Raw genomic sequence first — 24,552 nt, forward strand, 5'->3', positions numbered from 1 at the left:
GCAGGAGGCTCCCCGCCCGCCGAGGCGGGTGGACCCGGTTCCCGGTACGCCCTTCGGCGTGGTCCATCTCGACGTGCCCGGGGTGACCTCCGGACCGGCGGTGGGTTCGCTGGTGGCCGGGGTGGGGTCGATCGTGGTCTCCCTGGTGGTGATCTGCTTCGGCGTCGCGGGAGCGCGGCTCGGTGGAGCCTGGGCGGCCGGGGCGTTCACGGTGCCGGGCGTGCTGGCCGGCGCCGCGGCGATCGTCGCCGGTCTGCTCGGCCGGCGACAGATCCGCCGGGCGGCGCCGCCGCCGGCGGTCCGGTTCACCGGGCGGGGCCTCGCCACGGCGGGGATCAGCTGCGGCGCGGTGGGGATGCTGCTCAGCCTGTCGGGCCTGGGGCTGGCCCTGCTGTTGCAGTTCGCGTGACCACGGTCGCGCCGGGGCCGACGGGCCGCTTCGGCGGGCAGCCGGTACACTTGGGTGTGTAGGTGCCCATCACGGGTGAGCAGGCACGACGTGCGGGGTGACCGGCGGGATCTGAGATCCGTCGGACCATTCCGTTTTGACCTGCGAGGCTGTGGTAGGTACTCTTTCCCCTTGTGCCCGGGCCTGCCTGGGCGACTCGTGCGTGCGCGTGATCCGGTTCTTCCGGCGATCAGGTGGCGGCACGACACAGTCAAAGAACCCGGTACGCGGCCCGCCGTGCGCCGGCGGAACACATCCGGTGCGGACGCGTGAGCAACAGCGCCGGGGACCGTGATCTGGGCGACACGCCCGACCGCGGGTGCTGGGACCTCCGAGAGGTGGCCCTGGTTGGAATGTAGGAGAGCCGTCCATCAGGCCGGCTAACGAGCAGACGGCGCGGTCGCCTCGCGGTGACCGAAGGGAGCGGAGAAACCCGGTGCCCACCATTCAGCAGTTGGTCCGAAAGGGCCGCCAGGCCAAGACGACCAAGACCAAGACCCCGGCGCTGAAGGGGTCCCCTCAGCGGCGCGGTGTGTGCACCCGCGTGTACACCACCACCCCCAAGAAGCCGAACTCCGCGCTCCGCAAGGTCGCGCGTGTCAAGCTCAGCAGCCAGATCGAGGTGACCGCCTACATCCCGGGCGTGGGTCACAACCTGCAGGAGCACTCGATCGTGCTCGTCCGCGGTGGCCGGGTGAAGGACCTCCCCGGCGTGCGTTACAAGATCGTCCGCGGTTCGCTGGACACGCAGGGCGTCCGTAACCGCAAGCAGGCGCGCAGCCGCTACGGCGCGAAGAAGGAGAAGAGCTGACATGCCGCGTAAGGGACCCGCTCCGCGGAAGCCGCTGGTCGCTGACCCGGTGTACAACTCGCCGCTGGTCACCCAGCTGGTGAACAAGATCCTCATGCGCGGTAAGCGTCAGCTCGCCGAGCGCATCGTGTACGCGGCCCTCGAGGGCTGCCGCGAGAAGACCGGCACCGACCCGGTCGTCACGCTCAAGCGCGCGATGGACAACGTCAAGCCGACCCTCGAGGTCCGCAGCCGCCGGGTCGGTGGCGCGACCTACCAGGTGCCGGTTGAGGTTCGCCCCGCCCGGGCGACCACCCTCGGGCTGCGCTGGCTGGTCAGCTACTCCCGCGCCCGCCGCGAGAAGACCATGATCGAGCGGCTGATGAACGAGCTGCTGGACGCGAGCAACGGTCTGGGTGCCGCCGTCAAGCGGCGCGAGGACACGCACAAGATGGCCGAGTCCAACAAGGCCTTCGCGCACTACCGCTGGTAACACCCTGGTTCCGGCGCCGGGCCGGCGCCGGAACCGCAACCAGTTGTGTCGAGACGACGATAAGTAGGGATTGAAGTGGCCGCCGCAGACGCGCTCGCCAACGTACGCAACATCGGCATCATGGCGCACATCGATGCCGGTAAGACCACTACCACCGAGCGGATCCTCTTCTACACCGGTATCACGTACAAGATCGGTGAGGTCCACGAGGGCGCTGCCGTCATGGACTGGATGGAGCAGGAGCAGGAGCGTGGTATCACCATCACCTCCGCTGCCACCAAGTGTGAGTGGAAGGGCCACACGATCCAGATCATCGACACGCCCGGCCACGTCGACTTCACGGTCGAGGTCGAGCGGTCGCTGCGGGTGCTGGACGGTGCGGTCGCGGTCTACGACGGTGTCGCCGGCGTGGAGCCGCAGACGGAGAACGTCTGGCGTCAGGCCGACAAGTACAACGTCCCCCGGATGTGCTTCGTCAACAAGCTCGACCGGACCGGCGCCGACTTCTTCCGCTGCGTGCAGATGATGATCGACCGGCTCAACGCCACCCCGCTGGTGCTCCAGATCCCGATCGGCGCCGAGTCCGACTTCATCGGCGTGGTCGACCTGGTCGAGATGCGGGCCCTCACCTGGCGCGGCGAGACCGTGAAGGGTGAGGACTACACGGTCGAGGAGATCCCGGCCGACCTCGCCGACTCGGCCGCCGAGTGGCGCGAGAAGCTGATGGAGACCCTGGCCGACGTCGACGACGCGGTGATGGAGAAGTACCTGGAGGGCGAGGAGATCTCCGTCGAGGAGATCAAGGCCGCCATCCGTCGGGCGACCATCGCCGGCAAGGCCAACCCGGTCCTCACCGGCACCGCCTTCAAGAACAAGGGCATCCAGCCGATGCTGGACGCGGTCGTCGCGTACCTGCCGTCGCCGTTGGACGTCCCGGCGATCGAGGGCACGGCCACCGACGGCGAGACCCCGATGCAGCGCAAGCCGTCGGTCTCGGAGCCGTTCTCCGGCCTGGCCTTCAAGATCCAGACGGACAAGCACCTCGGCAAGCTCACCTACGTCCGGATCTACTCCGGCACGCTCGAGTCCGGCTCCCAGGTGGTCAACTCCACCAAGGACCGCAAGGAGCGGATCGGCAAGATCTACCAGATGCACGCCAACAAGCGGGAGGAGCGCGGCTCCGCCCAGGCCGGCGACATCATCGCGGTGCAGGGCCTGAAGCAGACCACCACCGGTGACACCCTGTGCGACCCGGCGAACCCGGTCATCCTGGAGTCGATGACCTTCCCGGAGCCGGTCATCGAGGTGGCCATCGAGCCGAAGACCAAGGCCGACCAGGAGAAGCTCAGCACCGCCATCCAGCGGCTGGCCGAGGAGGACCCGACCTTCCGCGTCAAGCTGGACGACCAGACCGGCCAGACGGTCATCTCCGGCATGGGCGAGCTGCACCTGGACATCCTGGTCGACCGGATGCGCCGCGAGTTCAACGTCGAGGCCAACATCGGCAAGCCGCAGGTGGCGTACCGCGAGACCATCCGCCGCAAGGTGGAGAAGGTCGAGTACACCCACAAGAAGCAGACCGGTGGTTCCGGCCAGTACGCCCGGGTGATCATCAACCTGGAGCCGCTGCCGCTGGGCAACGACGCACCGACCTACGAGTTCGCCAACGCCGTGACCGGTGGCCGCATCCCCCGGGAGTTCATCCCGTCGGTGGACGCGGGTGCGCAGGACGCGATGCAGTACGGCATCCTCGCCGGCTTCCCCCTGGTGGGCATCAAGCTCACCCTGGTGGACGGCCAGTACCACGAGGTCGACTCGTCGGAAATGGCGTTCAAGATCGCCGGCTCGATGGTGATGAAGGAGGCGGCCCGCAAGGCCGACCCCGCACTGCTCGAGCCGATGATGGCCGTTGAGGTCACCACTCCTGAGGAGAACATGGGTGACGTCATCGGCGACCTCAACTCCCGCCGTGGCATCATCCAGGCGATGGAAGAGCGCAGCGGCGCTCGCGTCGTCCGGGCCCTGGTGCCGTTGTCGGAGATGTTCGGCTACGTCGGCGACCTGCGGTCGAAGACCCAGGGCCGGGCTAGCTACAGCATGCAGTTCGACTCCTACGCCGAGGTTCCGGCCTCGGTGGCGAAGGAGATCATCGCCAAGGCGACCGGTGAGTGACGCTCACCTGAGCTGATCCGATGACCCGGGGCTGGTCGCGGGAGACAACTTCCGCCCGCGACCACCTCGGTCGGGTTGTGTGAATCCGGGCCTGTAGGCTTCATCGCCGCAGAACCCACCAAGGCTCTCCGGCCGTCAGGCCGGAAAGGCTGTCGACAGAGTCCTAAGCGCCGACCTGGCGCACCGGGGCGAACGAACCAAGAAGTCCACAGGAGGACACCAGTGGCGAAGGCGAAGTTCGAGCGGACTAAGCCGCACGTCAACATCGGCACCATTGGTCACATCGACCACGGTAAGACGACGCTGACGGCGGCCATCACCAAGGTCCTGCACGACCAGTTCCCGGACCTGAACCCGTACACGCCGTTCGACGAGATCGACAAGGCGCCGGAGGAGAAGGCCCGCGGCATCACGATCTCCATCGCGCACGTCGAGTACCAGACCGAGGCGCGGCACTACGCGCACGTCGACTGCCCCGGTCACGCCGACTACATCAAGAACATGATCACCGGTGCCGCCCAGATGGACGGCGCGATCCTGGTGGTGGCGGCGACCGACGGCCCGATGCCGCAGACCCGCGAGCACGTGCTGCTGGCCCGTCAGGTCGGCGTGCCCTACATCGTCGTGGCGCTCAACAAGAGCGACATGGTCGACGACGAGGAGCTCCTGGAGCTCGTCGAGCTCGAGGTGCGCGAGCTGCTGTCGAACCAGGAATACCCGGGTGACGACCTGCCGGTCGTCCGGGTCTCGGCGCTCAAGGCCCTGGAGGGCGACCCGGAGTGGACCGGGCGCCTGCTGGAGCTCATGAACGCTGTCGACACCGCGATCCCGCAGCCGGAGCGCGAGACCGAGAAGCCGTTCCTGATGCCGATCGAGGACGTCTTCACGATCACCGGTCGTGGCACCGTCGTCACCGGTCGCGCCGAGCGCGGCATCCTCAAGCCGAACGAGGAGGTGGAGATTGTCGGCATCCGTGAGAAGTCGATGAAGACCACCTGCACCGGCATCGAGATGTTCCGCAAGCTGCTCGACGAGGCCCGCGCGGGCGAGAACGTCGGTCTGCTGCTGCGTGGCATCAAGCGCGAGGACGTCGAGCGCGGCATGGTCGTCATCAAGCCGGGCACCACGACCCCGCACACGGAGTTCGAGGCGACGGTCTACATCCTCTCGAAGGAGGAGGGCGGCCGGCACACCCCGTTCTTCCAGAACTACCGTCCGCAGTTCTACTTCCGGACCACGGACGTCACCGGTGTCGTCACGCTGCCCGAGGGCACCGAGATGGTCATGCCGGGCGACAACACCACCATGACCGTGAAGCTGATCCAGCCGATCGCGATGGAGGAGAACCTCAAGTTCGCGATCCGCGAGGGTGGCCGTACGGTCGGCGCTGGTCGCGTCACCAAGATCATCAAGTGAGCTGGGTAACCCCGATTAGCGTCGCCGCCGGTCGTGCGGCATACTAGTCAGGTTGCGTAACGACGGTTAGTCGCCCGCGTCCGGTGCATGCTGGACCTCCGGGACGACGACTCCAGGTCGTGGCACGTCGACAGACGCGCCGAGGTGGAGTTGTCGGTCGACCAACAGTCGCGCGTAGGGTGGTTGATCACCCCTGGTGATCAACCACCCTCGCACGGCGTCCAGATCGCTGTGATGCGATCGGCGCCTTGACCCACCGCGTGGTCAGGAGAGTCGCTCCGGAGTCCCGGGGCGGAGCCTGGTCCGGGGGTGCGACACGCCCGACCGCGGGGGTCGGCGAAGTGGGCCTGTACCAGCCGGTACAGGTGCCCGCAACACAGCGGCATCGAGAGAAGGAACAGAAGCCACCATGGCGGGACAGAAGATCCGCATCCGGCTCAAGGCCTATGACCACGAGGTCGTCGACTCCTCGGCTCGGAAGATCGTCGAGACGGTGACGCGTACCGGGGCGCAGGTCGCAGGCCCGGTGCCGCTGCCCACGGAGATCAACCGTTTCTGCGTTATCCGCTCGCCGCACAAGTACAAGGACTCGCGCGAGCACTTCGAGATGCGCACGCACAAGCGGCTGATCGACATCATCGACCCGACCCCGAAGACGGTCGACTCGCTCATGCGCCTCGACCTGCCGGCTGGCGTCGACATCGAGATCAAGCTGTAGGGACCGGACAGATGGACAGGCAAGTCAAGGGGATCCTGGGCGCCAAGCTCGGCATGACCCAGGTCTGGGACAACAACAAGGTTGTTCCCGTGACCGTGGTGCAGGCCGGCCCGTGCGTCGTCAGCCAGGTTCGTAGCGCCGAGAAGGACGGGTACTCCGCGATCCAGCTCGCCTACGGCACGATCGACCCGCGCAAGGTCAAGAAGCCGATCAGCGGGCACTACGCGAAGGCGGACGTGGCGCCGCGCCGGCACATCGTCGAGCTGCGCACCACCGACGCCGCGGACTACTCGCCGGGCCAGGAGGTCACGGTCGAGGAGTTCCCGGCGGGCGTCGTCATCGACGTCACCGGCAAGACCAAGGGCAAGGGCTACGCCGGCCCGATGAAGCGGCACGGCTTCCACGGTCTGCGCGCCAGCCACGGTGTGGAGCGCAAGCACCGCTCGCCGGGCTCCATCGGCGCCTGCGCCACCCCGGGTCGCGTCTTCAAGGGCACCCGGATGGCGGGTCGGATGGGCGGCGTGCGTTACACCGTCCAGAACCTGACCGTCCAGGCCGTGGACACCGAGAACAACCTCCTGCTCGTCCGCGGTGCCATCCCGGGCCCCAAGGGCGCGCTGGTCCTGGTCCGTACCGCGGCCAAGACCAAGGTGAAGAAGGGCGGTGCGGCCAAGTGACCACCGTTGACGTCCTCAACGTCGAAGGCGACAAGGCCGGCTCCGTCGAGCTGCCCGCCGCCATCTTCGACGTCCAGGCCAACATCGCGCTGATGCACCAGGTCGTGGTGGCTCAGCTCGCGGCGGCCCGGCAGGGTACGCACAAGGTCAAGACCCGCGGCGAGGTCGCCGGTGGCGGCAAGAAGCCGTACAAGCAGAAGGGCACCGGCCGGGCCCGCCAGGGCTCGATCCGCGCGCCGCAGTTCGCCGGCGGTGGCGTGGTGCACGGCCCGGTCCCGCGTGACTACAGCCAGCGGACCCCGAAGAAGATGAAGGCCGCCGCCCTGCGTGGCGCCCTCTCCGACCGGGCCCGCGCCGGCCAGGTGCACGTCGTCGAGACGTTCGTCTCGGGCGAGAAGCCGTCGACCAAGGCCGCGCTGGCCACCCTGGCGAAGCTGACCGACGCCCGGCGCGTCCTGGTCGTGCTGAGCAGCACCGACGAGCTGAACTGGGTGTCGCTGCGCAACGAGCCGCGGGTGCACCTCATCGAGGCCAGCCAGCTCAACACGTACGACGTGCTGGTGGCCGACGACGTGGTCTTCACCAAGGAGGCCCTGGACGAGTTCCTGGGCGTTCCCGCCGAGACCACCGAGGAGGGTGGCAAGTGAGCACGATCGCCGACCCGCGGGACGTCATCGTCGCGCCGGTCGTCTCGGAGAAGAGCTACAGCGAGCTGAACCGGAACTGGTACACCTTCCTGGTGCACCCGGACGCCAACAAGACCGAGATCAAGATCGCTATCCAGCAGATCTTCAACGTCCGCGTCCTGACGGTCAACACGCTCAACCGCCAGGGTAAGCGCAAGCGCACCAAGACCGGCTTCGGTCAGCGCAAGGCGACCAAGCGGGCGATCGTGAAGCTGGCTGACGGTGACCGTATCGAGGCCTTCGGCGGCCCGGTCAGCTGAGGGGTGTAGACAATGGCTATCCGTAAGTACAAGCCGACGACGCCGGGCCGGCGTGGCTCCAGCGTCGCCGACTTCGCCGAGATCACCCGGTCGACGCCGGAGAAGTCGCTGCTGGCTCCGCTGCCGAAGAAGGGCGGTCGCAACGCCCACGGTCGGATCACCACCCGACACCACGGTGGCGGGCACAAGCGGCAGTACCGTCTGATCGACTTCAAGCGGGTCGACAAGGACGGCGTGCCGGCGAAGGTCGCCCACATCGAGTACGACCCGAACCGCACCGCGCGCATCGCGCTGCTGCACTACGCCGACGGCGAGAAGCGCTACATCATCGCGCCGAAGGACCTGAAGCAGGGCGACGCGGTCGAGTCGGGCCCGGGCGCGGACATCAAGCCGGGCAACAACCTGCCGCTGCGCAACATCCCGGTCGGTACGACGATCCACAACGTGGAGCTTCGTCCGGGCGGCGGCGCCAAGCTGGCGCGTTCGGCCGGCGTCGGTATCCAGCTGCTCGGCCGTGAGGGCGCGTACGCGACCCTGCGTATGCCGTCCGGTGAGATCCGGCGGGTCGACGTGCGGTGCCGCGCGAGCATCGGCGAGATCGGCAACGCCGACCAGTCGAACATCAACTGGGGTAAGGCCGGCCGGATGCGGTGGAAGGGCAAGCGCCCGACCGTCCGTGGTGTCGCGATGAACCCGGTCGACCACCCGCACGGTGGTGGTGAGGGTAAGACCTCCGGTGGCCGCCACCCGGTCAACCCGCAGGGTAAGCCCGAGGGCCGTACCCGTCGTAAGGGCCAGCCGAGCGACCGGCTGATCGTCCGCCGCCGCTACGCCACGCGTAAGCGCGGCTGAGGGAGATAGAGCATGCCTCGCAGCCTGAAGAAGGGCCCGTTCATCGACGACCACCTGCTCAAGAAGGTGGAGACGCAGAACGACAAGGGCTCGAAGAACGTCATCAAGACCTGGTCGCGGCGCTCGACGATCATCCCCGAGATGCTGGGGCACACGATCGCCGTGCACGACGGACGCAAGCACGTCCCGGTGTTCGTGACCGAGGCCATGGTCGGGCACAAGCTCGGCGAGTTCGCGCTGACCCGCACGTTCAAGGGTCACGAGAAGGACGACCGGAAGAGCCGCCGGCGCTGACGCCGCGGGCATACGGATAGAGGAACAAGGGGTTACAGCGATGCCAGGAAAGGGCGACGCTCCGGTGCTTCCGGGCGCGCGGGCGGTTGCGCGGCACGTGCGCATCTCGCCGATGAAGGCGCGCCGGGTGGTCAACCTCGTCCGCGGCCTGCCCGCGAAGGAGGCGCTCACGGTGCTGCAGTTCGCGCCGCAGGCTGCGAGCGAGCAGGTGTACAAGGTGCTCGCGAGCGCGATCGCCAACGCGGAGAACAACGAGCGGCTGGACCCCGACGCGCTGCTCGTCAGCGAGGCGTTCGTCGACGAGGGCCCGACCATGAAGCGGTTCCGGCCGCGTGCGCAGGGCCGGGCGTACCGGATCCGCAAGCGCACCTGCCACATCACCGTGGCGGTCGAGGCGGTCGCGCCGGCCGCGCCGAAGAAGTCGGCGAAGAAGGCCGAGCCGGCGAACCAAGCCGGGACGGCTGAGGGGCAGAGCACGACGGAGGGTGCCGAGTAATGGGTCAGAAGGTTCACCCCACTGGGTTCCGGCTCGGCATCTCGACCGACTGGAAGTCCCGCTGGTTCGCGGACAAGCTCTACAAGGACTACATCGGCGAGGACGTCAAGATCCGCCGGATGATGTCCAAGGGCCTCGAGCGCGCCGGCATTTCCAAGGTCGACATCGAGCGCACCCGGGACCGGGTCCGCGTGGACATCCACACCGCCCGGCCGGGCATCGTCATCGGCCGTAAGGGTGCGGAGGCCGACCGGATCCGCGGCGAGTTGGAGAAGCTCACCGGCAAGCAGGTCCAGCTGAACATCATCGAGGTGAAGAGCCCCGAGTCGGACGCGCAGCTGGTCGCCCAGGGCGTCGCCGAGCAGCTCTCCAGCCGGGTCAGCTTCCGTCGGGCCATGCGCAAGGCGATGCAGTCGGCGATGAAGAACCCGGTCTGCAAGGGCATCCGGGTTCAGGTCTCGGGCCGCCTCGGCGGTGCCGAGATGAGCCGGACCGAGTTCTACCGCGAGGGCCGGGTCCCGCTGCACACGCTGCGGGCCAACATCGAGTACGGCTTCTTCGAGGCCCGTACCACCTTCGGCCGGATCGGCGTGAAGGTCTGGATCTACAAGGGCGACGCCGTCCCGGGCCGGGAGGCTCCGGCCGAGGCCGGGCCGTCCCGCCCGCGCCGTGACCGCGGCGACCGCCCCGAGCGGCCGCGCCGTGGCCGGTCGGGTTCGTCCGGCACGACCGCCGGTGGCACCGAGGCCGGCCGGGCTGCTGCGACCACCATCGCGCAGCAGGCCGAGACGCCGAGCGGCGAGCCGGTGGACGCTGGTGCTGTCGCCGCGACCGCCACTTCGCCGGCAGAAACGCAGCAGGAGGGCTGACAGATGCTGATGCCGCGCAAGCCCCCGAAGGGCTTCCGCAAGCCGCACCACCCGGACCGCAGTGGCGCGTCCAAGGGTGGTAACCGCGTGGTGTTCGGCGAGTTCGGGATCCAGGCTCTCGAGCCGGCGTACGTGACCAACCGCCAGATCGAGTCGGCGCGTATCGCGATGACCCGTCACATCAAGCGTGGCGGCAAGGTCTGGATCACGATCTTCCCGGACCAGGCGCTGACCAAGAAGCCGGCGGAGACCCGGATGGGTTCCGGTAAGGGCTCGCCCGAGTGGTGGGTCGCCAACGTCAAGCCGGGGCGGGTTCTCTTCGAGATGTCCTTCCCCAACGAGCAGATCGCGCGAGAGGCGATGCGTCGCGCGATCCACAAGCTCCCGATGAAGTGCCGCATTGTTACGCGCGAAGTGGGTGAATCCTGATGGCAGCGGGCGTTAAGGCCTCCGAGCTGCGTGAGCTCTCCGAGGAGGAGCTGGTCACGAAGCTGCGCGAGGCCAAGGCGGAGCTGTTCAACCTCCGCGTGCAGGCCGCAACCGGGCAGCTGGACAACAACCGGCGGCTGCAGGTCATCCGTCGGGAGATCGCCCGGATCTACACGATCATGCGTGAGCGCGAGCTGGGTCTCTCGGCCGCGCCGACTGAGGTGACTGCATCATGAGCGAGAACACCACCGCCACCGCGCGGGCCCGCCGCAAGGTGCGTGAAGGCCTTGTGGTCAGCGACAAGATGGAAAAGACCGTCGTGGTCGAGGTCGAGGACCGGGTCAAGCACGCGCTGTACGGCAAGATCATGCGCCGGACCAGCAAGCTGAAGGTGCACGACGAGCAGAACTCGGCCGGCATCGGCGACCGGGTCCTGATCATGGAGACCCGGCCGCTCTCCGCCACCAAGCGGTGGCGGCTCGTGGAGATCCTCGAGAAGGCCAAGTAGCGAAGGCTCGAGCTCGGCCGGCATCGGTCGGGCGCAGGTTCCGCCAGGCTCCGGCCGCCCTCGGGGCGGCCGGAGAACCGGCAGACATAGGAGATAGACGTGATTCAGCAGGAGTCGCGACTGCGCGTCGCCGACAACACGGGTGCCCGGGAGATCCTGTGCATCCGGGTTCTCGGTGGCTCCGGTCGGCGCTACGCGAGCATCGGCGACGTCATCGTGGCCACGGTCAAGGACGCGATCCCGGGTGCCGGTGTGAAGAAGGGCGACGTCGTCAAGGCCGTCGTCGTCCGCACCGCCAAGGAGAGGCGGCGGCCGGACGGCTCGTACATCCGTTTCGACGAGAACGCCGCCGTCATCATCAAGGACGGCGGGGACCCGCGCGGTACCCGTATCTTCGGCCCCGTCGGCCGGGAACTGCGGGACAAGCGGTTCATGAAGATCATTTCTCTCGCGCCGGAGGTGTTGTGACCGTGAAGGTCAAGAAGGGCGACACGGTCATCGTCATCGCCGGCAAGGACAAGGGCGCCAAGGGTAAGGTCATCGCGGCCTACCCGCGGCAGGACAAGGTCCTGGTCGAGGGCGTGAACCGGGTCAAGAAGCACACCCGTATCAGCACCACCCAGCGTGGCGCCAAGACCGGTGGCATCGTCACCCAGGAGGCCCCGATCCACGTCTCCAACGTGCAGGTTCTGGACTCCGACGGGAACCCGACTCGCATCGGGTACCGGTTCGACGAGAACGGCCAGAAGGTCCGCATCGCGCGTAGCACCGGTAAGGACCTGTGATGACCACGGCTACCGAAACCAAGACCATGCCGCGCCTCAAGGAGCGGTACCGTAACGAGATCGTGGCCGAGCTGCAGAAGCAGCACAACTACGCGAACCCCATGCAGGTTCCGCGGATGGTCAAGATTGTCGTCAACATGGGTGTCGGCGAGGCTGCTCGCGACGCCAAGCTGATCGACGGCGCGGTCCGCGACCTGGCCACGATCACCGGCCAGAAGCCGCAGGTGCGGCGTGCGACCAAGTCGATCGCGCAGTTCAAGCTGCGCGAGGGCATGCCGATCGGCGCGAAGGTCACCCTTCGGGGCGACCGGATGTGGGAGTTCCTGGACCGGCTGCTGTCGATCGCGCTGCCGCGTATCCGTGACTTCCGCGGCCTGGACGGGCGCAAGCTCGACGGGCACGGCAACTACACGTTCGGTCTGACCGAGCAGTCGGTGTTCCACGAGATCGACCAGGACAAGATCGATCGCCAGCGGGGCATGGACATCACGGTGGTCACGACCGCCACGACCGACGACGAGGGCCGGGCGCTGCTCAAGCTCCTGGGCTTCCCGTTCAAGGAGAACTGAGCGAATGGCCAAGAAGGCGCTGATCCTCAAGGCGGCCGCGAAGCCGAAGTTCTCGGTTCGCGCGTACACCCGCTGCCAGCGGTGCGGGCGTCCGAAGGCGGTCTACCGCAAGTTCGGTCTCTGCCGGGTGTGCATCCGGGAGATGGCCCACCGCGGTGAGCTGCCCGGCGTGTCCAAGGCTTCCTGGTAATAGCCCGGCGCGCTTCGCGCGTCAGCTGAACTGTCTCTTCGCCGTAGGCCCCGGGCCCTGCCCGGGGAACCCCGGCGAGAAAGGTTGACGAATTTCATGACGATGACCGACCCGATCGCAGACATGCTCACGCGTCTGCGTAACGCCAACCAGGCGTACCACGACCGGGTGACGATGCCGTACTCCAAGATCAAGGCCAACATCGCCGAGGTCCTGAAGTCCGAGGGTTACATCGCCACCTGGTTGGTCGAGGAGCCCGAGGAGGGCGCCGTCGGCAAGCGACTGGTCGTCGAGCTGAAGTACGGCCAGAACCGCGAGCGCAGCCTGGCCGGCATCAAGCGTGTGTCCAAGCCCGGTCTGCGGGTGTACGCCAAGTCGGACGGGCTCCCGCGGGTGCTCGGCGGGCTGGGCGTGGCGATCATTTCGACGTCCCAGGGGCTGCTCACCGACCGGCAGGCCCGCAAGCGGAGCGTTGGCGGGGAAGTCCTCGCCTTCGTCTGGTAACGGGAGACAGGTAGAAATGTCGCGTATTGGACGTAAGTCGATCCCGGTACCGGCCGGCGTCGATATCACGATCGAGGGCCAGACCGTCAAGGTCAAGGGCCCCAAGGGCGAGCTGTCCCACACGCTCGCGGAGCCGATCACGGCGGAGCGGGGCGAGGACGGCCAGCTGCACGTCAACCGGCCCAACGACGAGCGCAAGGCCAAGGAGCTGCACGGCCTGAGCCGTACCCTGGTCGCCAACATGATCGTCGGGGTGACCGAGGGCTACCGCAAGAGCCTGGAGATCGCCGGCACCGGTTACCGCGTCACCGCCAAGGGCACCGACCTCGAGTTCGCGCTCGGGTTCTCGCACCCGGTGCTGGTGCCCGCCCCGGCCGGCATCACCTTCACGGTGGAGAGGCCGACGCTGTTCCACGTGGCCGGCATCGACAAGCAGCAGGTCGGTGAGGTCGCCGCCAACATCCGGAAGATCCGCCCGCCGGAGCCCTACAAGGGCAAGGGCGTGAAGTACCAGGGCGAGGTCATCCGCCGTAAGGCTGGAAAGGCAGGTAAGAAGTGAGCGCCACGCTGCTCAAGCGCCGCCGCGGCGTCGCCGCCAAGCGTGCCGTCGGGCGTGCGCGCCGGCACTTCCGGGTCCGCAAGAACGTCAGCGGCACCGCCGAGCGTCCCCGCCTGGTGGTCACCCGCTCCCTGCGGCACATCGTCGCCCAGATCGTGGACGACACCAAGGGTCACACCCTGGCGTCGGCCTCGACCCTGGACGCCTCGCTGCGCGGTGCGGAGGGCGACAAGAGCGCCCTGGCCGGCAAGGTCGGCGCCCTGCTCGCCGAGCGGGCCAAGGCGGTCGGCGTGTCCAAGGTCGTCTTCGACCGCGGTGGCAACCGGTACGCGGGGCGGGTCGCCGCGCTTGCCGATGCCGCCCGCGAAGCCGGGCTCGAGTTCTAGAAACCCCGTCACGAGAGAGAAGGAAGGCTGCTGATGCCAGGTCAACAGCGCCGTGGCGGCGGGTCCGGTGGCAACGAGGGTGGTCGCCGCGACAACCGCCGTGAGGGCGGCCGCGGAAACGCGCCCGTCGAGAAGACCCCGCACCTCGAGCGGGTCGTCGCGATCAACCGCGTCGCCAAGGTCGTGAAGGGTGGTCGTCGCTTCAGCTTCACCGCCCTCGTGATCGTGGGCGACGGCGACGGCACCGTGGGTGTGGGCTACGGAAAGGCCAAGGAGGTGCCCGCGGCGATCGCCAAGGGTGTCGAGGAGGCCAAGAAGCACTTCTTCAAGGTGCCGCGGATCGGCGCCTCGATCCCGCACCCGGTGCAGGGCGAGGAAGCTGCCGGCGTGGTGCTGCTCAAGCCGGCCTCGGCCGGTACGGGTGTCATCGCCGGTGGCCCGGTGCGTGCCGTGCTGGAGTGCGCGGGCATCCACGATGTGCTCTCCAAGAGCCTCGGCTCGTCGAACCCGATCAACATCGTGCACGCTACCGTGGCGGCCCTGAAGGGGCTTGAGTCCCCGGAGCAGGTCGCGGCTCGTCGTGGCCTGCCGGTTGAGGACGTCGCGCCGGCCGCCATGCTGGCGTCGCGGGCGGGGGTGGCGTCCTGATGGCACGCCTGAAGGTCACCCAGGTCCGGTCCGAGATCGGGACCAAGCAGAACCAGCGTGACTCGCTGCGTTCGCTCGGTCTGAAGCGGATCAACGACGTGGTGGTCAAGGAGGATCGTCCGGAGATCCGCGGCATGATCTTCGCGGTCAACCACCTCGTGAAGGTCGAGGAGGTCGAGTAATGACGATCAAGGTTCACCACCTGCGTCCGGCTCCGGGCGCCAAGACCGCGAAGACCCGGGTGGGTCGCGGTGAGGCGTCCAAGGGCAAGACCGCCGGTCGCGGTACCAAGGGTTCCAAGGCCCGCAAGAACATCTCGGCGGCGTTCGAGGGTGGTCAGATGCCCATCCACATGCGCCTGCCGAAGATGAAGGGCTTCAAGAACAAGTTCAAGGTCGTCTTCCAGGTGGTCAACCTGGACCGGCTGGCCGAGCTGTTCCCGAACGGCGGCCAGGTCGGCCCGCAGGAGCTGGTCGACGCCGGCGCGGTCCGCAAGGGCCAGCCGGTGAAGGTCCTCGGCACCGGCGACCTCGGCGGTGTGGCCCTCCAGGTGTCGGCGCACGCGTTCAGCGCGTCGGCAAAGGAGAAGATCACCGCTGCCGGTGGCTCCGCCACCGAGCTGTAAGGCATGGATCCGTGGCGCCCGCCCAGTTTTCCTCGACTGGGCGGGCGCCATGGTCTACCGGTCGCGTGTGCGCCGGGTAACATCGGATTCGTTTTATGTAGCCGGGCACATCTGCCCGGACCGGGATCGGGCTGTTAGAGTCCCTTCCCAGCTATGGATATCGGGCGCTCGCCCGGCACCCACCCCGACCCGCCAGGGATCACCGGCGGCCCGCCTCGCGCAGGAGGAAGAAGTTGCTGTCCGCCTTTCTCAGTGCGTTCCGTACGCCTGACCTGCGCAAGAAGCTGCTGTTCACAGTAGGCATCATCGCGGTCTACCGGCTGGGCGCGACGCTGCCCAGCCCGGGCGTCTCGTACGGCAACGTGCAGAAGTGCCTCGACAAGATCCAGGATGGTGGCAGCACCGGTGTGCTGAACCTGCTGGATCTCTTCTCCGGTGGCGCGCTGCTGCAACTCTCGGTCTTCGCGCTGGGCATCATGCCCTACATCACCGCGTCGATCATCCTGCAGCTGCTGACGGTGGTCATCCCGCGGCTGGAGCAGCTCCGCAAGGAGGGCCAGGCCGGCCAGGCGAAGATCACCCAGTACACCCGCTACCTGACGCTGGGTCTGGGCATCCTGCAGTCGTCGGCGTTCGTCGCGCTGGCCCGCTCCGGGCAGCTCTTCAACAACCAGTGCGACGAGTTCCCGATCGTGCCCGAGGGCAGCGGCATCCCGAACTGGCTCACGCTGAGCATCCTGGTCATGACGATGACCGCCGGCACCGGCATGGTGATGTGGCTCGGCGAGCTGATCACCGACCGCGGTGTCGGCAACGGCATGTCCGTCCTCATCTTCACCTCGATCGCCGCCCGGCTCCCCAGCGAGGGTTGGAAGATCAAGACCAACGAGGGCTGGGCCAAGTTCGCCCTGGTGCTCGCTCTGGTCCTGCTGGTCATCACCGCGGTCTGCTTCATCGAGCAGGCGCAGCGCCGGATCCCGGTGCAGTACGCCAAGCGGATGATCGGCCGACGGATGTACGGCGGCACCTCGACCTACATTCCGCTGAAGGTCAACCAGGCGGGTGTGATCCCGGTCATCTTCGCCTCGTCGCTGCTCTACCTGCCGCAGCTGGCTCTGCAGTTCTTCGACCCGAACGACCCCGGCAAGGTCCAGGCCTGGATCCAGAACCACATCGTCAAGGCGACCGCGCCCGAGCACATCATCATCTACTTCCTGCTCATCATCTTCTTCACGTACTTCTACGTGTCGATCACGTTCAACCCGACCGAGGTCGCGGACAACATGAAGAAGTACGGCGGTTTCGTGCCGGGCATCCGCCCGGGCAAGCCGACCGCGGAGTACCTCGACTTCATCCTCAGCCGGATCACCCTGCCGGGTGCGCTCTACCTGGGTCTCGTCGCGGTCCTGCCGAACTTCTTCTTCATCTGGCTGAACAGCGAGCAGTTCCTCAACTTCCCGTTCGGTGGCACCGCTGTGCTCATCATGGTCGGCGTCGGTCTGGAGACCGTGAAGCAGATCGAGAGCCAACTCATGCAGCGGAACTACGAAGGGTTCCTGCGGTAGATGCGACTCGTTCTGGTTGGCCCGCCGGGCGCGGGCAAGGGCACACAGGCGGAGTTCATCGCCGCGCACCTCGCGGTGCCGAAGATCTCGACCGGGGACATCTTCCGGGCGAACGTCTCGCAGGGCACGCCGCTGGGTGTCGAGGCCAAGCGCTACATGGACGCCGGCAAGCTCGTTCCGGACGAGGTCACCATCAACATGGTCCGGGATCGGCTTGCCGAGCCGGACGCCGGCGAGGGCTTTCTGCTCGACGGCTTCCCCCGGACCACGCCGCAGGCCGCCGCGCTGGACAAGCTCCTCGCCGACCTTGGCGGCGCGCTTGATCTGGTGCTGGAGTTGGTCGTCGACGACGACGAGGTGATTCGGCGCCTGTCCGGGCGGCGTACCTGTCGGGGGTGCGGCAAGATCTGGCACGTCGAGTTCGACGCCACCACCCGCGAGGACATCTGCGACCGCTGTGGCGCCGAGCTGTTCCAGCGGGACGACGACAAGCCCGAGACGATCGCCGCCCGGCTGCGGGAGTACGCCGACAAGACCGCGCCGCTGGTGGACTACTACGGCGCCCAGGGCAAGCTGGTCGGCATCGACGCCACCGGCCCGGTGGAGGACGTCACGGTCCGCGCCATCGACGCGCTGCGCTCTTACGGCGGATGACGTCCCGCCGGGAGCCGGCGGATAGAGTGGCGACAGCGGGGTACGTGCGGACGTACCCCGCTGTTCGCTGTCCGGTAACGAAAGGTGATCGCTCGATGCGCCGTCCCCAGCTGGACATCCAGCTGAAGACCCCAGACCAGATCGAGAAGATGCGGGCCGCCGGCCTGGTGGTCGCCGAGGCCCTGCGCCGGATGCGTGAGGCGGTGGCTCCCGGGGTCAGCACCGCCGACCTGGACGCGATCGCCGAGGCGACGATCCGTGAGGCCGGCGCCGTCCCGTCGTTCAAGGGGTACCACGGCTTCCCCGCCTCGATCTGCTCCTCGGTCAACGAGCAGGTGGTGCACGCCATCCCGTCGCCGCAGCAGGTGCTCCGCGACGGTGACCTGATCTCCATCGACTGCGGGGCGGTGCTGGACGGTTGGCACGGCGACGCGGCGATCACGGTCGGCGTGGGTGACGTCGACCCGGCGCTGCTGACGATGGCCGCTGTCGCCGAGGACGCCATGTGGGCCGGCATCGCGGCTGCCGCCCGCGGCGCCGCCAGCGGCAGGGGCCGGCTGACGGACATCTCCCACGCGGTGGAGGTCGCGGTCCGCAAGGGCGGCCGGTACGGCATCGTCGACGGGTACGGCGGGCACGGGATCGGCACCGAGATGCACCAGGACCCGCACGTGCTGAACCATGGCCGCCCGGGCAAGGGGCCTCGCCTGGTGCCCGGCATGGCGTTGGCCATCGAGCCGATGATCACCATGGGCTCGCCGCGTACGGTCGAACTGGCCGACGGCTGGACGGTCGTCACCCGGGACGGGTCGATGGCGGTGCACGTCGAGCACTCGATGGCGCTGCTGCCGGACGGGGTCTGGGTGCTCACCGCGTTCGACGGCGGTCGAGCCCGCCTCGGTGACCTGGTCACCGCCCGCCAGCCGGCCAGCTCCCCGGCGGCCTGACCGTTCCCCGGCCAATGGCTGCCCCGGTGTCCGGTGTGCGGTACGCGGGGAGTGCGGAAGGGTCGGGGTGTCCAGCCCCGAGGGGCCGCGGGGAGTGGCGTGGATCACCGAAGAGGGGCGTCGGCCACCCGGAATCCTCCGGCCGGGCGACCGACCGGGTGGCCGGTTTGGCGAGTGCCCGTAGGCGGGCGTACACTTTCTGATCGGCGCACAGCGTCCACTCCGGCATGCCCACTAGCGCTTCAGTGGGAGTCGGAGCCGCGGCTGGCTCGGGCCTCCGATCATGATCGGACGCCCGTGTAAGACGTTGTGGGCCGTCCGGAGTAACCGACGTCAGGACAGCGGAGGACATGCCGAAAAAAGACGGAGCCATCGAGATCGAGGGTCGGGTCATCGAGCCCCTGCCGAACGCTATGTTCCGCGTGGAGCTCGCGAACGGCCACAAGGTGCTGGCTCACATCAGCGGCAAGATGCGGCAGCACTACATCCGTATCCTGCCGGAGGACCGGGTCGTCGTCGAACTCTCGCCGTACGACCTGACCCGCGGGCGCATCGTCTACCGCTACAAGTAAGCCTGACGGCGGCCGGGACGTCCCCGTGTCCGTCTTCGACGTCCGGCGTCGCGCGTCGTCGCGCCTCCGGGCCAGATGGGAAGTAAGGCAACCGTGAAGGTCAAGCCGAGCGTCAAGAGGATCTGCAACAAGTGCCGGGTGATTCGCCGGCACGGCCGGGTCATGGTGATCTGCCAGGACCCGCGCCACAAGCAGCGCCAGGGCTGAGCCGTTCCCGCCGACCGTGACGAGCGGCGGCGGAACGTTCGCCCGGGTCGTAGATCCTTCCGCACACATCACCAGCTCGTCCCAGCCGCGGGCGGTACGCAGGGCGTACCCGACCGTGGCCGACCCCCGGTCGGAGGCCGGGGCCCGCTTGGGCAGCGACCATTCCCGGTCGCCGGCGCCGATGGCGCCGGAGGGACAGGGCGGTCGGTAGCGGGGTGGGACGGGTCCACACCTCCGCCACAACATCACGAGGAGTACGCCCGCACATGGCACGTCTAGTCGGCGTGGATCTCCCCCGCGAGAAGCGGATGGAAATCGCGCTCACCTACATCTTCGGGGTCGGTCGCACCCGCGCCCTGGAGACGCTCGCCGCCACCGGCATCTCGCCGGACAAGCGCGCTCGGGACCTCACGGACGAGGAGCTGGTGCAGCTCCGCGACCACATCGAGGGCAACTACAAGGTTGAAGGTGACCTGCGCCGCGAGGTCGCCGCTGACATCCGCCGCAAGGTCGAGATCGGCTGCTACGCCGGCATCCGGCACCGCCGGGGCCTGCCCGTGCGTGGCCAGCGGACCCGGACCAACGCGCGGACCCGCAAGGGCCCGAAGCGGACCGTGGCCGGCAAGAAGAAGCCCGGCAAGAAGTAACTAGGAGCGCACAGACTTATGCCACCGAAGGCTCGTGCCGGAGCCGCCGTCAAGAAGGTCCGGCGCAAGGAACGCAAGAACGTCGCCCACGGGCAGGCGCACATCAAGAGCACCTTCAACAACACCATCGTGTCCATCACGGACCCGACCGGTGCCGTCATCTCCTGGGCCTCCGCCGGCCAGGTCGGATTCAAGGGCTCCCGCAAGTCGACTCCGTTCGCCGCGCAGTTGGCCGCCGAGGCCGCGGCGCGTCGGGCCATGGAGCACGGCATGCGCAAGGTCGACGTGTTCGTCAAGGGCCCCGGCTCCGGCCGGGAGACCGCCATCCGTTCGCTGCAGGCCGTGGGCCTCGAGGTCGGTCAGATCTCCGACGTCACGCCGCAGCCCCACAACGGATGCCGTCCGCCGAAGCGTCGCCGGGTCTGAGAGGTTAGAGAGAGATGGCTCGTTACACCGGTGCTGACTGCCGCCGTTGCCGGCGGGAGAAGATGAAGCTGTTCCTCAAGGGCAGCAAGTGCGATGGCCCGAAGTGCCCGTTCGAGTCCCGGCCGTTCCCGCCCGGGCAGCACGGCCGCGGCCGCACCAAGGAGACGGAGTACCTGCTCCAGCTCCGTGAGAAGCAGAAGGCCCGCCGGGTATACGGCGTGCTGGAGAAGCAGTTCCGCGGTTACTACGAGGAGGCCGTGGCGAAGCAGGCCAAGACCGGTGAGGTCCTCCTGCAGATCCTCGAGTCGCGGCTGGACAACGTGGTCTACCGGGCCGGTTACGCCGGTTCCCGGGACATGGCCCGCCAGCTGGTCAAGCACGGCCACTTCACCGTGAACGGCAAGAAGGTCGACATCCCGTCGTACCGCGTCAAGGAGCACGACATCATCGAGGTCCGGGCCAAGAGCAAGGAGCTCACCCCGTTCCTGGTGGCGCAGGCTCAGGCCGGTTCGCGGTCGGTGCCGGCCTGGCTGGAGGCGATCCCCAGCCAGATGAAGATCCTCGTGCACTCGCTCCCGGCCCGCCAGGTGATCGACACCCAGGTGCAGGAGCAGCTGATCGTCGAGCTCTACTCGAAGTAAGGGCTCTTTGCGGTGGCCCGCCCTCCGGGGCGGGCCACCGGAACAGTTTTGTCGTGGGCGTCATATGGCGGGCGTCCCGGAAGAGAAGAGAAGAAATGCTCATCAGCCAGCGACCGACCCTCTCCGAGGAGTCGATCAACGAGACCCGGTCCCGGTTCACCATCGAGCCGCTGGAGCCCGGATTCGGCTACACCCTGGGCAACTCGCTGCGTCGTACGCTGCTGTCGTCCATTCCGGGTGCGGCGGTCACCTCGATCAAGATCGACGGGGTGCTGCACGAGTTCACCACCATCCCCGGGGTCAAGGAGGACGTGGTCGAGCTCGTCATGAACATCAAGGAGCTCTGCGTCAGCTCCGAGCACGACGAGCCGGTCAGCATGTACCTGCGCAAGCAGGGCCCCGGCGACGTGACCGCGGGTGACATCCAGCCCCCGGCCGGTGTCTCGGTGCACAACCCGGACCTCAAGCTCGCCACCCTCAACGGCAAGGGCCGGCTCGACATGGAGCTGACCGTCGAGCGGGGTCGCGGCTACGTCACGGCGGCGCAGAACAAGCAGGCGGGCGCGGAGATCGGCCGGATCCCGGTCGACTCGATCTACTCGCCGGTGCTCAAGGTGACCTACCGGGTCGAGGCGACCCGGGTCGAGCAGCGGACCGACTTCGACCGGCTGATCATCGACGTCGAGACCAAGCCGTCGATGGGGCCGCGTACCGCGCTGGCGTCGGCCGGTTCGACGCTGGTGGAGCTCTTCGGCCTGGCCCGGGAGCTGGACGAGACCGCCGAGGGCATCGACATCGGGCCGTCCCCGCAGGACGCCCAGCTCGCGGCGGACCTGGCCCTGCCGATCGAGGAGCTGGACCTGACCGTCCGCTCCTACAACTGCCTCAAGCGCGAGGGCATCAACTCCGTTGGTGAGCTGATCGGGCGCACCGAGGCCGACCTCCTCGACATCCGGAATTTCGGTCAGAAGTCGATCGACGAGGTCAAGATGAAGCTCGCCGGGATGGGTCTCGGGCTGAAGGACTCGGCTCCGAACTTCGACCCGGCGCACGTCGTGGACGCCTTCGGCGAGGCCGACTACGACACCGACGACTACCGCGAGACCGAGCAGCTCTAGTCCGCGCTGCCGCCACACCTGAGGAGCACCAACAATGCCCACGCCCACCAAGGGCCCCCGCCTCGGCGGCAGCCCCGCGCACGAGCGGCTGATGCTGGCCAACCTGGCCACCGCGCTGTTCCAGCACGGCAAGATCCAGACCACCGAGACGAAGGCCCGGCGGCTGCGTCCGCTGGCCGAGCAGCTCATCACCAAGGCCAAGCGGGGCGACCTCGCGTCGCGGCGGCGGGTGCTGGGCGTCGTCAAGGACAAGGACGTGGTGTACGCCCTGTTCGACCAGATCGCGCCCCGGTACGCCAACCGCAACGGTGGCTACACCCGGATCGTGAAGACCGGTCCGCGCAAGGGTGACGCCGCTCCGATGGCGATCATCGAGCTGGTCGAGGAGCTTCAGGTCGCCGAACCCAAGGCGAACAAGAAGACCGCCGCCCGCAAGACCGCGCAGCAGGACAAGGTCGAGGCGCTCGCGCCGGCGGAGGAGAACCCGAAGTCGACCGACGACGACCAGGACGCCGAGGCTCCGGTGTCGGCGTCGGGCGACACCGCCGCGGCGCGCGAGGACAGCGACCTCGCCGTCGAGGAGAACAACGAGCAGAACAAGGCCTGACCAAGGTCTTCGTCGGGCCCGGCATCCCTGTGGGTGCCGGGCCCGACCCATGACTGGAGGTACGCGGTGGACGGACGGATCAGGCTGCGGCTGGACGTGTCGTACGACGGCACCGACTTCTCCGGCTGGGCGGCCCAGCCGGCCCGCCGTACGGTCGCCGGGGTGCTCACCGAGACGTTGGACCTGGTGCTCGGGGTGGGCACCGCGACCGGCCTGACCGTGGCCGGCCGGACCGATGCCGGGGTGCACGCCACCGGGCAGGTGTGCCACCTAGACCTGCCCACCACCGTGTGGCGGGAGCACGAGGGGCGGCTGCTGCGCCGGCTGGCCCGGCTGCTCCCCGGCGACGTGCGGGTCCGGGCGATGACCGAGGTGCCGGACGACTTCGACGCCCGGTTCTCGGCGACCTTCCGTCGCTACGAGTACCGGGTCACCGACAAGCCCTGGGGCGTCGAGCCGCTGCGCCGGCGGGACACCCTGGCCTGGCCCAAGCCGCTGGACCTGGCCGCGTTGAACGCGGCGGCGGCGGGTCTGGTGGGCGAGCACGACTTCGCCGCGTACTGCCGGCGCAAGGAGAACGCCACCACGCTGCGGGAGGTGACCCGGCTCGACTGGCGGCGCGACCCCGACGGCATCCTGGTGGCCACCGTGCGGGCCGACGCCTTCTGCCAGAACATGGTGCGCAGCCTGGTCGGCGCGATGCTGGTCGCCGGGGACGGCCGCCGTCCGGTCGAGTGGCCGGCCAGCCTGCTGACCCGGCGGGAACGGTCCAGTGAGGTGACCGTCGCGCCCGCGCACGGACTGGCCCTGGTGGAGGTCGGCTACCCGGCTGACCCGACCGAGTACGCCCGCCGCGCCGATCTGACCCGCCGGCTGCGCGTACCGACCGACGTGTGAGCGGGCGAGGCCCGGCCCGCCGCGCGGACCGGGCCTCGCCCGTTGTGGGTCGGCTCAGTCGCCGGGCGAGTTCTCCCCGCTGTCGGCGCCCTCCCGGGCCCTCGTGGTGGGCTGTCCGGCGGTGCCGCCGGTGGTGCGCCGCTCCAGCACCGTCTGGTCGAGGTGCAGTTCGAGCATGTCGTACAGGATCTCGCGGGCCCTGGCGTCGTTGGCTGGGAGCGCCTCGCCGTCGGCTCGTACGACCAGGCAGTAGGCGACGTAGTGGCCGCGTACCTGCCAGCCGACCCGGGCCGCGGCGGTGGTGACCGCCTCGGTGCCGTCACCGGCGGCCATCCCCCGGAAGCGGCCCTGCCGCTCGTCGAGCAGTTGCCGGATCCGATCCCGGACCTGTTGTGCGGTGCCCTTGTCGGGAAGGTTGAACAGGCCGGCGGTTACCAGGTGCTGGCCGTCGGAGGTGCGCAGCGTCGCCCGGACCACCTGGCTGCATCCGAGCCGGACGAGCAGGTCGGCTATCTCGCCGGTGGCTGCCACCGCGCAACTGCCGCCGGAGTGCGTCTTCCGCACGTCGTACGGGGGCTCGCCGTCGGCGACCACCAGCTTCTTGCCGGGGAACACCTCCTTGGCGGTCAGCGGATGCCGGTCGGTGTCGCGCGAGTCGAGGTCGCCGGCGGTCGGTTCGGTGCCGGGGGCGACGGTGCCGGACGGGGTGTCCGGCGCGGCCCGGTCGGTGTCCGCGGTGCGTTCGATCAGGACCGTGGCGGCGCCGATGCCGCAGAGCGCCAGCAGCACCAGTACCGCGGCACCGCCCACGACGACCTGCCAGAGCCGGTGGCCGGTGCCGCCGCGACGGGTGCCGGAACGGCGGGACGGGGGCGGGTCCACCGGCGCGCTCGGGGC

Annotated in this window: 38 protein-coding genes; 37 read left to right on the forward strand and 1 reads right to left on the reverse strand. The window is 68.5% G+C overall.

What is annotated here, in order from left to right; translation table 11 throughout:
* The first annotated feature begins 28 nt into the window (after positions 1–28).
* The 37 genes from E1165_RS18640 to truA all read left to right on the forward strand — a co-directional run bounded on the left by E1165_RS18640 (position 29) and on the right by truA (position 23,655).
* Positions 29–409: a hypothetical protein gene (locus E1165_RS18640; RefSeq protein WP_132393087.1), complete on the forward strand. Its 381-nt coding sequence runs from the start codon at positions 29–31 to the stop codon at positions 407–409.
* A gap of 475 nt (positions 410–884) precedes the next feature.
* A complete protein-coding gene (gene rpsL / locus E1165_RS18645; protein ID WP_007465318.1) occupies positions 885–1,259 on the forward strand; it encodes a 30S ribosomal protein S12 in 375 nt (124 codons plus the stop codon).
* Between the two features lies 1 nt (position 1,260).
* Positions 1,261–1,731, forward strand: a complete 471-nt coding sequence (gene rpsG / locus E1165_RS18650; protein ID WP_132265321.1) for a 30S ribosomal protein S7 — start codon at positions 1,261–1,263, stop codon at positions 1,729–1,731.
* Between the two features lie 75 nt (positions 1,732–1,806).
* Positions 1,807–3,903, forward strand: coding sequence for an elongation factor G (gene fusA, locus E1165_RS18655; protein WP_132393088.1), 2,097 nt, complete (start codon positions 1,807–1,809; stop codon positions 3,901–3,903).
* A 222-nt stretch (positions 3,904–4,125) separates the two neighbouring features.
* Complete coding sequence (tuf, locus tag E1165_RS18660) at positions 4,126–5,319, forward strand: elongation factor Tu (protein ID WP_132393089.1); 1,194 nt, start codon at positions 4,126–4,128, stop codon at positions 5,317–5,319.
* Positions 5,320–5,728: 409 nt separating this feature from the next.
* Positions 5,729–6,037 (forward strand): 30S ribosomal protein S10, encoded by a 309-nt coding sequence (gene rpsJ, locus E1165_RS18665; protein WP_007073037.1) that lies wholly within the window; start codon positions 5,729–5,731, stop codon positions 6,035–6,037.
* A gap of 11 nt (positions 6,038–6,048) precedes the next feature.
* A complete protein-coding gene (gene rplC / locus E1165_RS18670; RefSeq protein ID WP_132393090.1) occupies positions 6,049–6,714 on the forward strand; it encodes a 50S ribosomal protein L3 in 666 nt (221 codons plus the stop codon).
* Positions 6,711–7,361 carry a 50S ribosomal protein L4 gene (gene rplD, locus E1165_RS18675; RefSeq protein WP_132393091.1) on the forward strand — a complete coding sequence of 217 codons (651 nt, stop codon included), beginning with the start codon at positions 6,711–6,713 and terminating at the stop codon, positions 7,359–7,361. The genes rplC and rplD overlap by 4 nt, the downstream gene beginning before the upstream one ends.
* Positions 7,358–7,660, forward strand: a complete 303-nt coding sequence (gene rplW / locus E1165_RS18680) for a 50S ribosomal protein L23 (RefSeq protein ID WP_067301418.1) — start codon at positions 7,358–7,360, stop codon at positions 7,658–7,660. Before rplD ends, rplW begins: the two co-directional genes overlap by 4 nt.
* Positions 7,661–7,672: 12 nt before the next feature.
* Positions 7,673–8,512, forward strand: a complete 840-nt coding sequence (gene rplB, locus E1165_RS18685; protein WP_046567215.1) for a 50S ribosomal protein L2 — start codon at positions 7,673–7,675, stop codon at positions 8,510–8,512.
* Between the two features lie 12 nt (positions 8,513–8,524).
* Entirely contained in the window at positions 8,525–8,806 is a 282-nt protein-coding gene (gene rpsS, locus E1165_RS18690; RefSeq protein WP_088647003.1) for a 30S ribosomal protein S19, read from the forward strand.
* Positions 8,807–8,846: 40 nt separating this feature from the next.
* Entirely contained in the window at positions 8,847–9,302 is a 456-nt protein-coding gene (rplV, locus tag E1165_RS18695; RefSeq protein WP_132393092.1) for a 50S ribosomal protein L22, read from the forward strand.
* A complete protein-coding gene (gene rpsC, locus E1165_RS18700) occupies positions 9,302–10,171 on the forward strand; it encodes a 30S ribosomal protein S3 (protein WP_132393093.1) in 870 nt (289 codons plus the stop codon). The genes rplV and rpsC overlap by 1 nt, the downstream gene beginning before the upstream one ends.
* A gap of 3 nt (positions 10,172–10,174) precedes the next feature.
* A complete protein-coding gene (gene rplP / locus E1165_RS18705; RefSeq protein WP_007465292.1) occupies positions 10,175–10,600 on the forward strand; it encodes a 50S ribosomal protein L16 in 426 nt (141 codons plus the stop codon).
* A complete protein-coding gene (rpmC, locus tag E1165_RS18710; protein WP_007073028.1) occupies positions 10,600–10,836 on the forward strand; it encodes a 50S ribosomal protein L29 in 237 nt (78 codons plus the stop codon). The genes rplP and rpmC overlap by 1 nt, the downstream gene beginning before the upstream one ends.
* Entirely contained in the window at positions 10,833–11,108 is a 276-nt protein-coding gene (gene rpsQ, locus E1165_RS18715) for a 30S ribosomal protein S17 (protein WP_088991889.1), read from the forward strand. Before rpmC ends, rpsQ begins: the two co-directional genes overlap by 4 nt.
* 99 nt (positions 11,109–11,207) lie before the next feature.
* Complete coding sequence (gene rplN / locus E1165_RS18720) at positions 11,208–11,576, forward strand: 50S ribosomal protein L14 (RefSeq protein ID WP_007465279.1); 369 nt, start codon at positions 11,208–11,210, stop codon at positions 11,574–11,576.
* Positions 11,573–11,893, forward strand: coding sequence for a 50S ribosomal protein L24 (gene rplX / locus E1165_RS18725; RefSeq protein ID WP_207916953.1), 321 nt, complete (start codon positions 11,573–11,575; stop codon positions 11,891–11,893). The genes rplN and rplX overlap by 4 nt, the downstream gene beginning before the upstream one ends.
* Positions 11,893–12,462: a 50S ribosomal protein L5 gene (gene rplE, locus E1165_RS18730; protein ID WP_132393094.1), complete on the forward strand. Its 570-nt coding sequence runs from the start codon at positions 11,893–11,895 to the stop codon at positions 12,460–12,462. The genes rplX and rplE overlap by 1 nt, the downstream gene beginning before the upstream one ends.
* A 4-nt stretch (positions 12,463–12,466) precedes the next feature.
* Positions 12,467–12,652: a type Z 30S ribosomal protein S14 gene (locus E1165_RS18735; protein ID WP_007073023.1), complete on the forward strand. Its 186-nt coding sequence runs from the start codon at positions 12,467–12,469 to the stop codon at positions 12,650–12,652.
* A gap of 96 nt (positions 12,653–12,748) precedes the next feature.
* Positions 12,749–13,156, forward strand: coding sequence for a 30S ribosomal protein S8 (rpsH, locus tag E1165_RS18740; RefSeq protein WP_132180521.1), 408 nt, complete (start codon positions 12,749–12,751; stop codon positions 13,154–13,156).
* Positions 13,157–13,172: 16 nt separating this feature from the next.
* Complete coding sequence (gene rplF, locus E1165_RS18745) at positions 13,173–13,715, forward strand: 50S ribosomal protein L6 (RefSeq protein WP_132393095.1); 543 nt, start codon at positions 13,173–13,175, stop codon at positions 13,713–13,715.
* On the forward strand, positions 13,712–14,101 hold the full coding sequence (rplR, locus tag E1165_RS18750; RefSeq protein WP_132393096.1) for a 50S ribosomal protein L18: 390 nt from the start codon (positions 13,712–13,714) through the stop codon (positions 14,099–14,101). The genes rplF and rplR overlap by 4 nt, the downstream gene beginning before the upstream one ends.
* Before the next feature lie 33 nt (positions 14,102–14,134).
* Positions 14,135–14,749, forward strand: coding sequence for a 30S ribosomal protein S5 (rpsE, locus tag E1165_RS18755; protein ID WP_132393097.1), 615 nt, complete (start codon positions 14,135–14,137; stop codon positions 14,747–14,749).
* Positions 14,749–14,931 carry a 50S ribosomal protein L30 gene (gene rpmD, locus E1165_RS18760; protein WP_007073018.1) on the forward strand — a complete coding sequence of 61 codons (183 nt, stop codon included), beginning with the start codon at positions 14,749–14,751 and terminating at the stop codon, positions 14,929–14,931. Before rpsE ends, rpmD begins: the two co-directional genes overlap by 1 nt.
* Positions 14,931–15,374, forward strand: a complete 444-nt coding sequence (rplO, locus tag E1165_RS18765; RefSeq protein WP_132393098.1) for a 50S ribosomal protein L15 — start codon at positions 14,931–14,933, stop codon at positions 15,372–15,374. The genes rpmD and rplO overlap by 1 nt, the downstream gene beginning before the upstream one ends.
* A 233-nt stretch (positions 15,375–15,607) precedes the next feature.
* The gene (gene secY, locus E1165_RS18770) at positions 15,608–16,939 is read left to right on the forward strand and encodes a preprotein translocase subunit SecY (RefSeq protein WP_132393099.1); all 1,332 of its coding nucleotides are present in this window, start codon (positions 15,608–15,610) and stop codon (positions 16,937–16,939) included.
* Positions 16,940–17,593 (forward strand): adenylate kinase, encoded by a 654-nt coding sequence (locus E1165_RS18775; protein ID WP_132393100.1) that lies wholly within the window; start codon positions 16,940–16,942, stop codon positions 17,591–17,593.
* Positions 17,594–17,688: 95 nt separating this feature from the next.
* Positions 17,689–18,540: a type I methionyl aminopeptidase gene (gene map / locus E1165_RS18780; protein WP_132393101.1), complete on the forward strand. Its 852-nt coding sequence runs from the start codon at positions 17,689–17,691 to the stop codon at positions 18,538–18,540.
* Between the two features lie 350 nt (positions 18,541–18,890).
* Positions 18,891–19,112 carry a translation initiation factor IF-1 gene (gene infA / locus E1165_RS18790; protein ID WP_007073013.1) on the forward strand — a complete coding sequence of 74 codons (222 nt, stop codon included), beginning with the start codon at positions 18,891–18,893 and terminating at the stop codon, positions 19,110–19,112.
* 93 nt (positions 19,113–19,205) lie between these two features.
* On the forward strand, positions 19,206–19,319 hold the full coding sequence (gene rpmJ, locus E1165_RS18795) for a 50S ribosomal protein L36 (RefSeq protein WP_073834917.1): 114 nt from the start codon (positions 19,206–19,208) through the stop codon (positions 19,317–19,319).
* A gap of 266 nt (positions 19,320–19,585) precedes the next feature.
* Positions 19,586–19,966, forward strand: a complete 381-nt coding sequence (gene rpsM, locus E1165_RS18800) for a 30S ribosomal protein S13 (RefSeq protein WP_043965541.1) — start codon at positions 19,586–19,588, stop codon at positions 19,964–19,966.
* 18 nt (positions 19,967–19,984) lie between these two features.
* Positions 19,985–20,392, forward strand: a complete 408-nt coding sequence (rpsK, locus tag E1165_RS18805) for a 30S ribosomal protein S11 (RefSeq protein WP_007073011.1) — start codon at positions 19,985–19,987, stop codon at positions 20,390–20,392.
* A gap of 14 nt (positions 20,393–20,406) precedes the next feature.
* The gene (gene rpsD / locus E1165_RS18810) at positions 20,407–21,033 is read left to right on the forward strand and encodes a 30S ribosomal protein S4 (protein WP_132393103.1); all 627 of its coding nucleotides are present in this window, start codon (positions 20,407–20,409) and stop codon (positions 21,031–21,033) included.
* A gap of 95 nt (positions 21,034–21,128) precedes the next feature.
* Positions 21,129–22,151 (forward strand): DNA-directed RNA polymerase subunit alpha, encoded by a 1,023-nt coding sequence (locus tag E1165_RS18815; RefSeq protein ID WP_013735931.1) that lies wholly within the window; start codon positions 21,129–21,131, stop codon positions 22,149–22,151.
* 34 nt (positions 22,152–22,185) lie between these two features.
* The gene (rplQ, locus tag E1165_RS18820; RefSeq protein ID WP_132393104.1) at positions 22,186–22,758 is read left to right on the forward strand and encodes a 50S ribosomal protein L17; all 573 of its coding nucleotides are present in this window, start codon (positions 22,186–22,188) and stop codon (positions 22,756–22,758) included.
* A 66-nt stretch (positions 22,759–22,824) separates the two neighbouring features.
* Positions 22,825–23,655, forward strand: coding sequence for a tRNA pseudouridine(38-40) synthase TruA (truA, locus tag E1165_RS18825; protein WP_132393105.1), 831 nt, complete (start codon positions 22,825–22,827; stop codon positions 23,653–23,655).
* A 54-nt stretch (positions 23,656–23,709) separates the two neighbouring features.
* Here the strand turns inward: truA and E1165_RS29060 are convergent.
* Positions 23,710–24,552 (reverse strand): hypothetical protein (locus E1165_RS29060; protein WP_165945257.1); only part of this gene is annotated, 843 nt, incomplete at its 5' end.

The sequence above is a fragment of the Micromonospora sp. KC723 genome, assembly GCF_004348595.1.
Taxonomy (GTDB): domain Bacteria; phylum Actinomycetota; class Actinomycetes; order Mycobacteriales; family Micromonosporaceae; genus Micromonospora.

Bases quoted from the DNA above. Each gene is read 5' to 3' on its own strand.
- rpsG (WP_132265321.1), top strand. From the start codon at position 1,261: ATGCCGCGTAAGGGACCCGCTCCGCGGAAGCCGCTGGTCGCTGACCCG.
- rpsJ (WP_007073037.1), top strand. From the start codon at position 5,729: ATGGCGGGACAGAAGATCCGCATCCGGCTCAAGGCCTATGACCACGAG.
- rplC (WP_132393090.1), top strand. From the start codon at position 6,049: ATGGACAGGCAAGTCAAGGGGATCCTGGGCGCCAAGCTCGGCATGACC.
- rplB (WP_046567215.1), top strand. From the start codon at position 7,673: ATGGCTATCCGTAAGTACAAGCCGACGACGCCGGGCCGGCGTGGCTCC.
- rpsS (WP_088647003.1), top strand. From the start codon at position 8,525: ATGCCTCGCAGCCTGAAGAAGGGCCCGTTCATCGACGACCACCTGCTC.
- rplV (WP_132393092.1), top strand. From the start codon at position 8,847: ATGCCAGGAAAGGGCGACGCTCCGGTGCTTCCGGGCGCGCGGGCGGTT.
- rpsC (WP_132393093.1), top strand. From the start codon at position 9,302: ATGGGTCAGAAGGTTCACCCCACTGGGTTCCGGCTCGGCATCTCGACC.
- rplP (WP_007465292.1), top strand. From the start codon at position 10,175: ATGCTGATGCCGCGCAAGCCCCCGAAGGGCTTCCGCAAGCCGCACCAC.
- rpmC (WP_007073028.1), top strand. From the start codon at position 10,600: ATGGCAGCGGGCGTTAAGGCCTCCGAGCTGCGTGAGCTCTCCGAGGAG.
- rpsQ (WP_088991889.1), top strand. From the start codon at position 10,833: ATGAGCGAGAACACCACCGCCACCGCGCGGGCCCGCCGCAAGGTGCGT.
- rplE (WP_132393094.1), top strand. From the start codon at position 11,893: ATGACCACGGCTACCGAAACCAAGACCATGCCGCGCCTCAAGGAGCGG.
- E1165_RS18735 (WP_007073023.1), top strand. From the start codon at position 12,467: ATGGCCAAGAAGGCGCTGATCCTCAAGGCGGCCGCGAAGCCGAAGTTC.
- rpsH (WP_132180521.1), top strand. From the start codon at position 12,749: ATGACGATGACCGACCCGATCGCAGACATGCTCACGCGTCTGCGTAAC.
- rplF (WP_132393095.1), top strand. From the start codon at position 13,173: ATGTCGCGTATTGGACGTAAGTCGATCCCGGTACCGGCCGGCGTCGAT.
- rpsE (WP_132393097.1), top strand. From the start codon at position 14,135: ATGCCAGGTCAACAGCGCCGTGGCGGCGGGTCCGGTGGCAACGAGGGT.
- rpmD (WP_007073018.1), top strand. From the start codon at position 14,749: ATGGCACGCCTGAAGGTCACCCAGGTCCGGTCCGAGATCGGGACCAAG.
- rplO (WP_132393098.1), top strand. From the start codon at position 14,931: ATGACGATCAAGGTTCACCACCTGCGTCCGGCTCCGGGCGCCAAGACC.
- E1165_RS18775 (WP_132393100.1), top strand. From the start codon at position 16,940: ATGCGACTCGTTCTGGTTGGCCCGCCGGGCGCGGGCAAGGGCACACAG.
- map (WP_132393101.1), top strand. From the start codon at position 17,689: ATGCGCCGTCCCCAGCTGGACATCCAGCTGAAGACCCCAGACCAGATC.
- infA (WP_007073013.1), top strand. From the start codon at position 18,891: ATGCCGAAAAAAGACGGAGCCATCGAGATCGAGGGTCGGGTCATCGAG.
- rpsM (WP_043965541.1), top strand. From the start codon at position 19,586: ATGGCACGTCTAGTCGGCGTGGATCTCCCCCGCGAGAAGCGGATGGAA.
- rpsK (WP_007073011.1), top strand. From the start codon at position 19,985: ATGCCACCGAAGGCTCGTGCCGGAGCCGCCGTCAAGAAGGTCCGGCGC.
- rpsD (WP_132393103.1), top strand. From the start codon at position 20,407: ATGGCTCGTTACACCGGTGCTGACTGCCGCCGTTGCCGGCGGGAGAAG.
- E1165_RS18815 (WP_013735931.1), top strand. From the start codon at position 21,129: ATGCTCATCAGCCAGCGACCGACCCTCTCCGAGGAGTCGATCAACGAG.
- rplQ (WP_132393104.1), top strand. From the start codon at position 22,186: ATGCCCACGCCCACCAAGGGCCCCCGCCTCGGCGGCAGCCCCGCGCAC.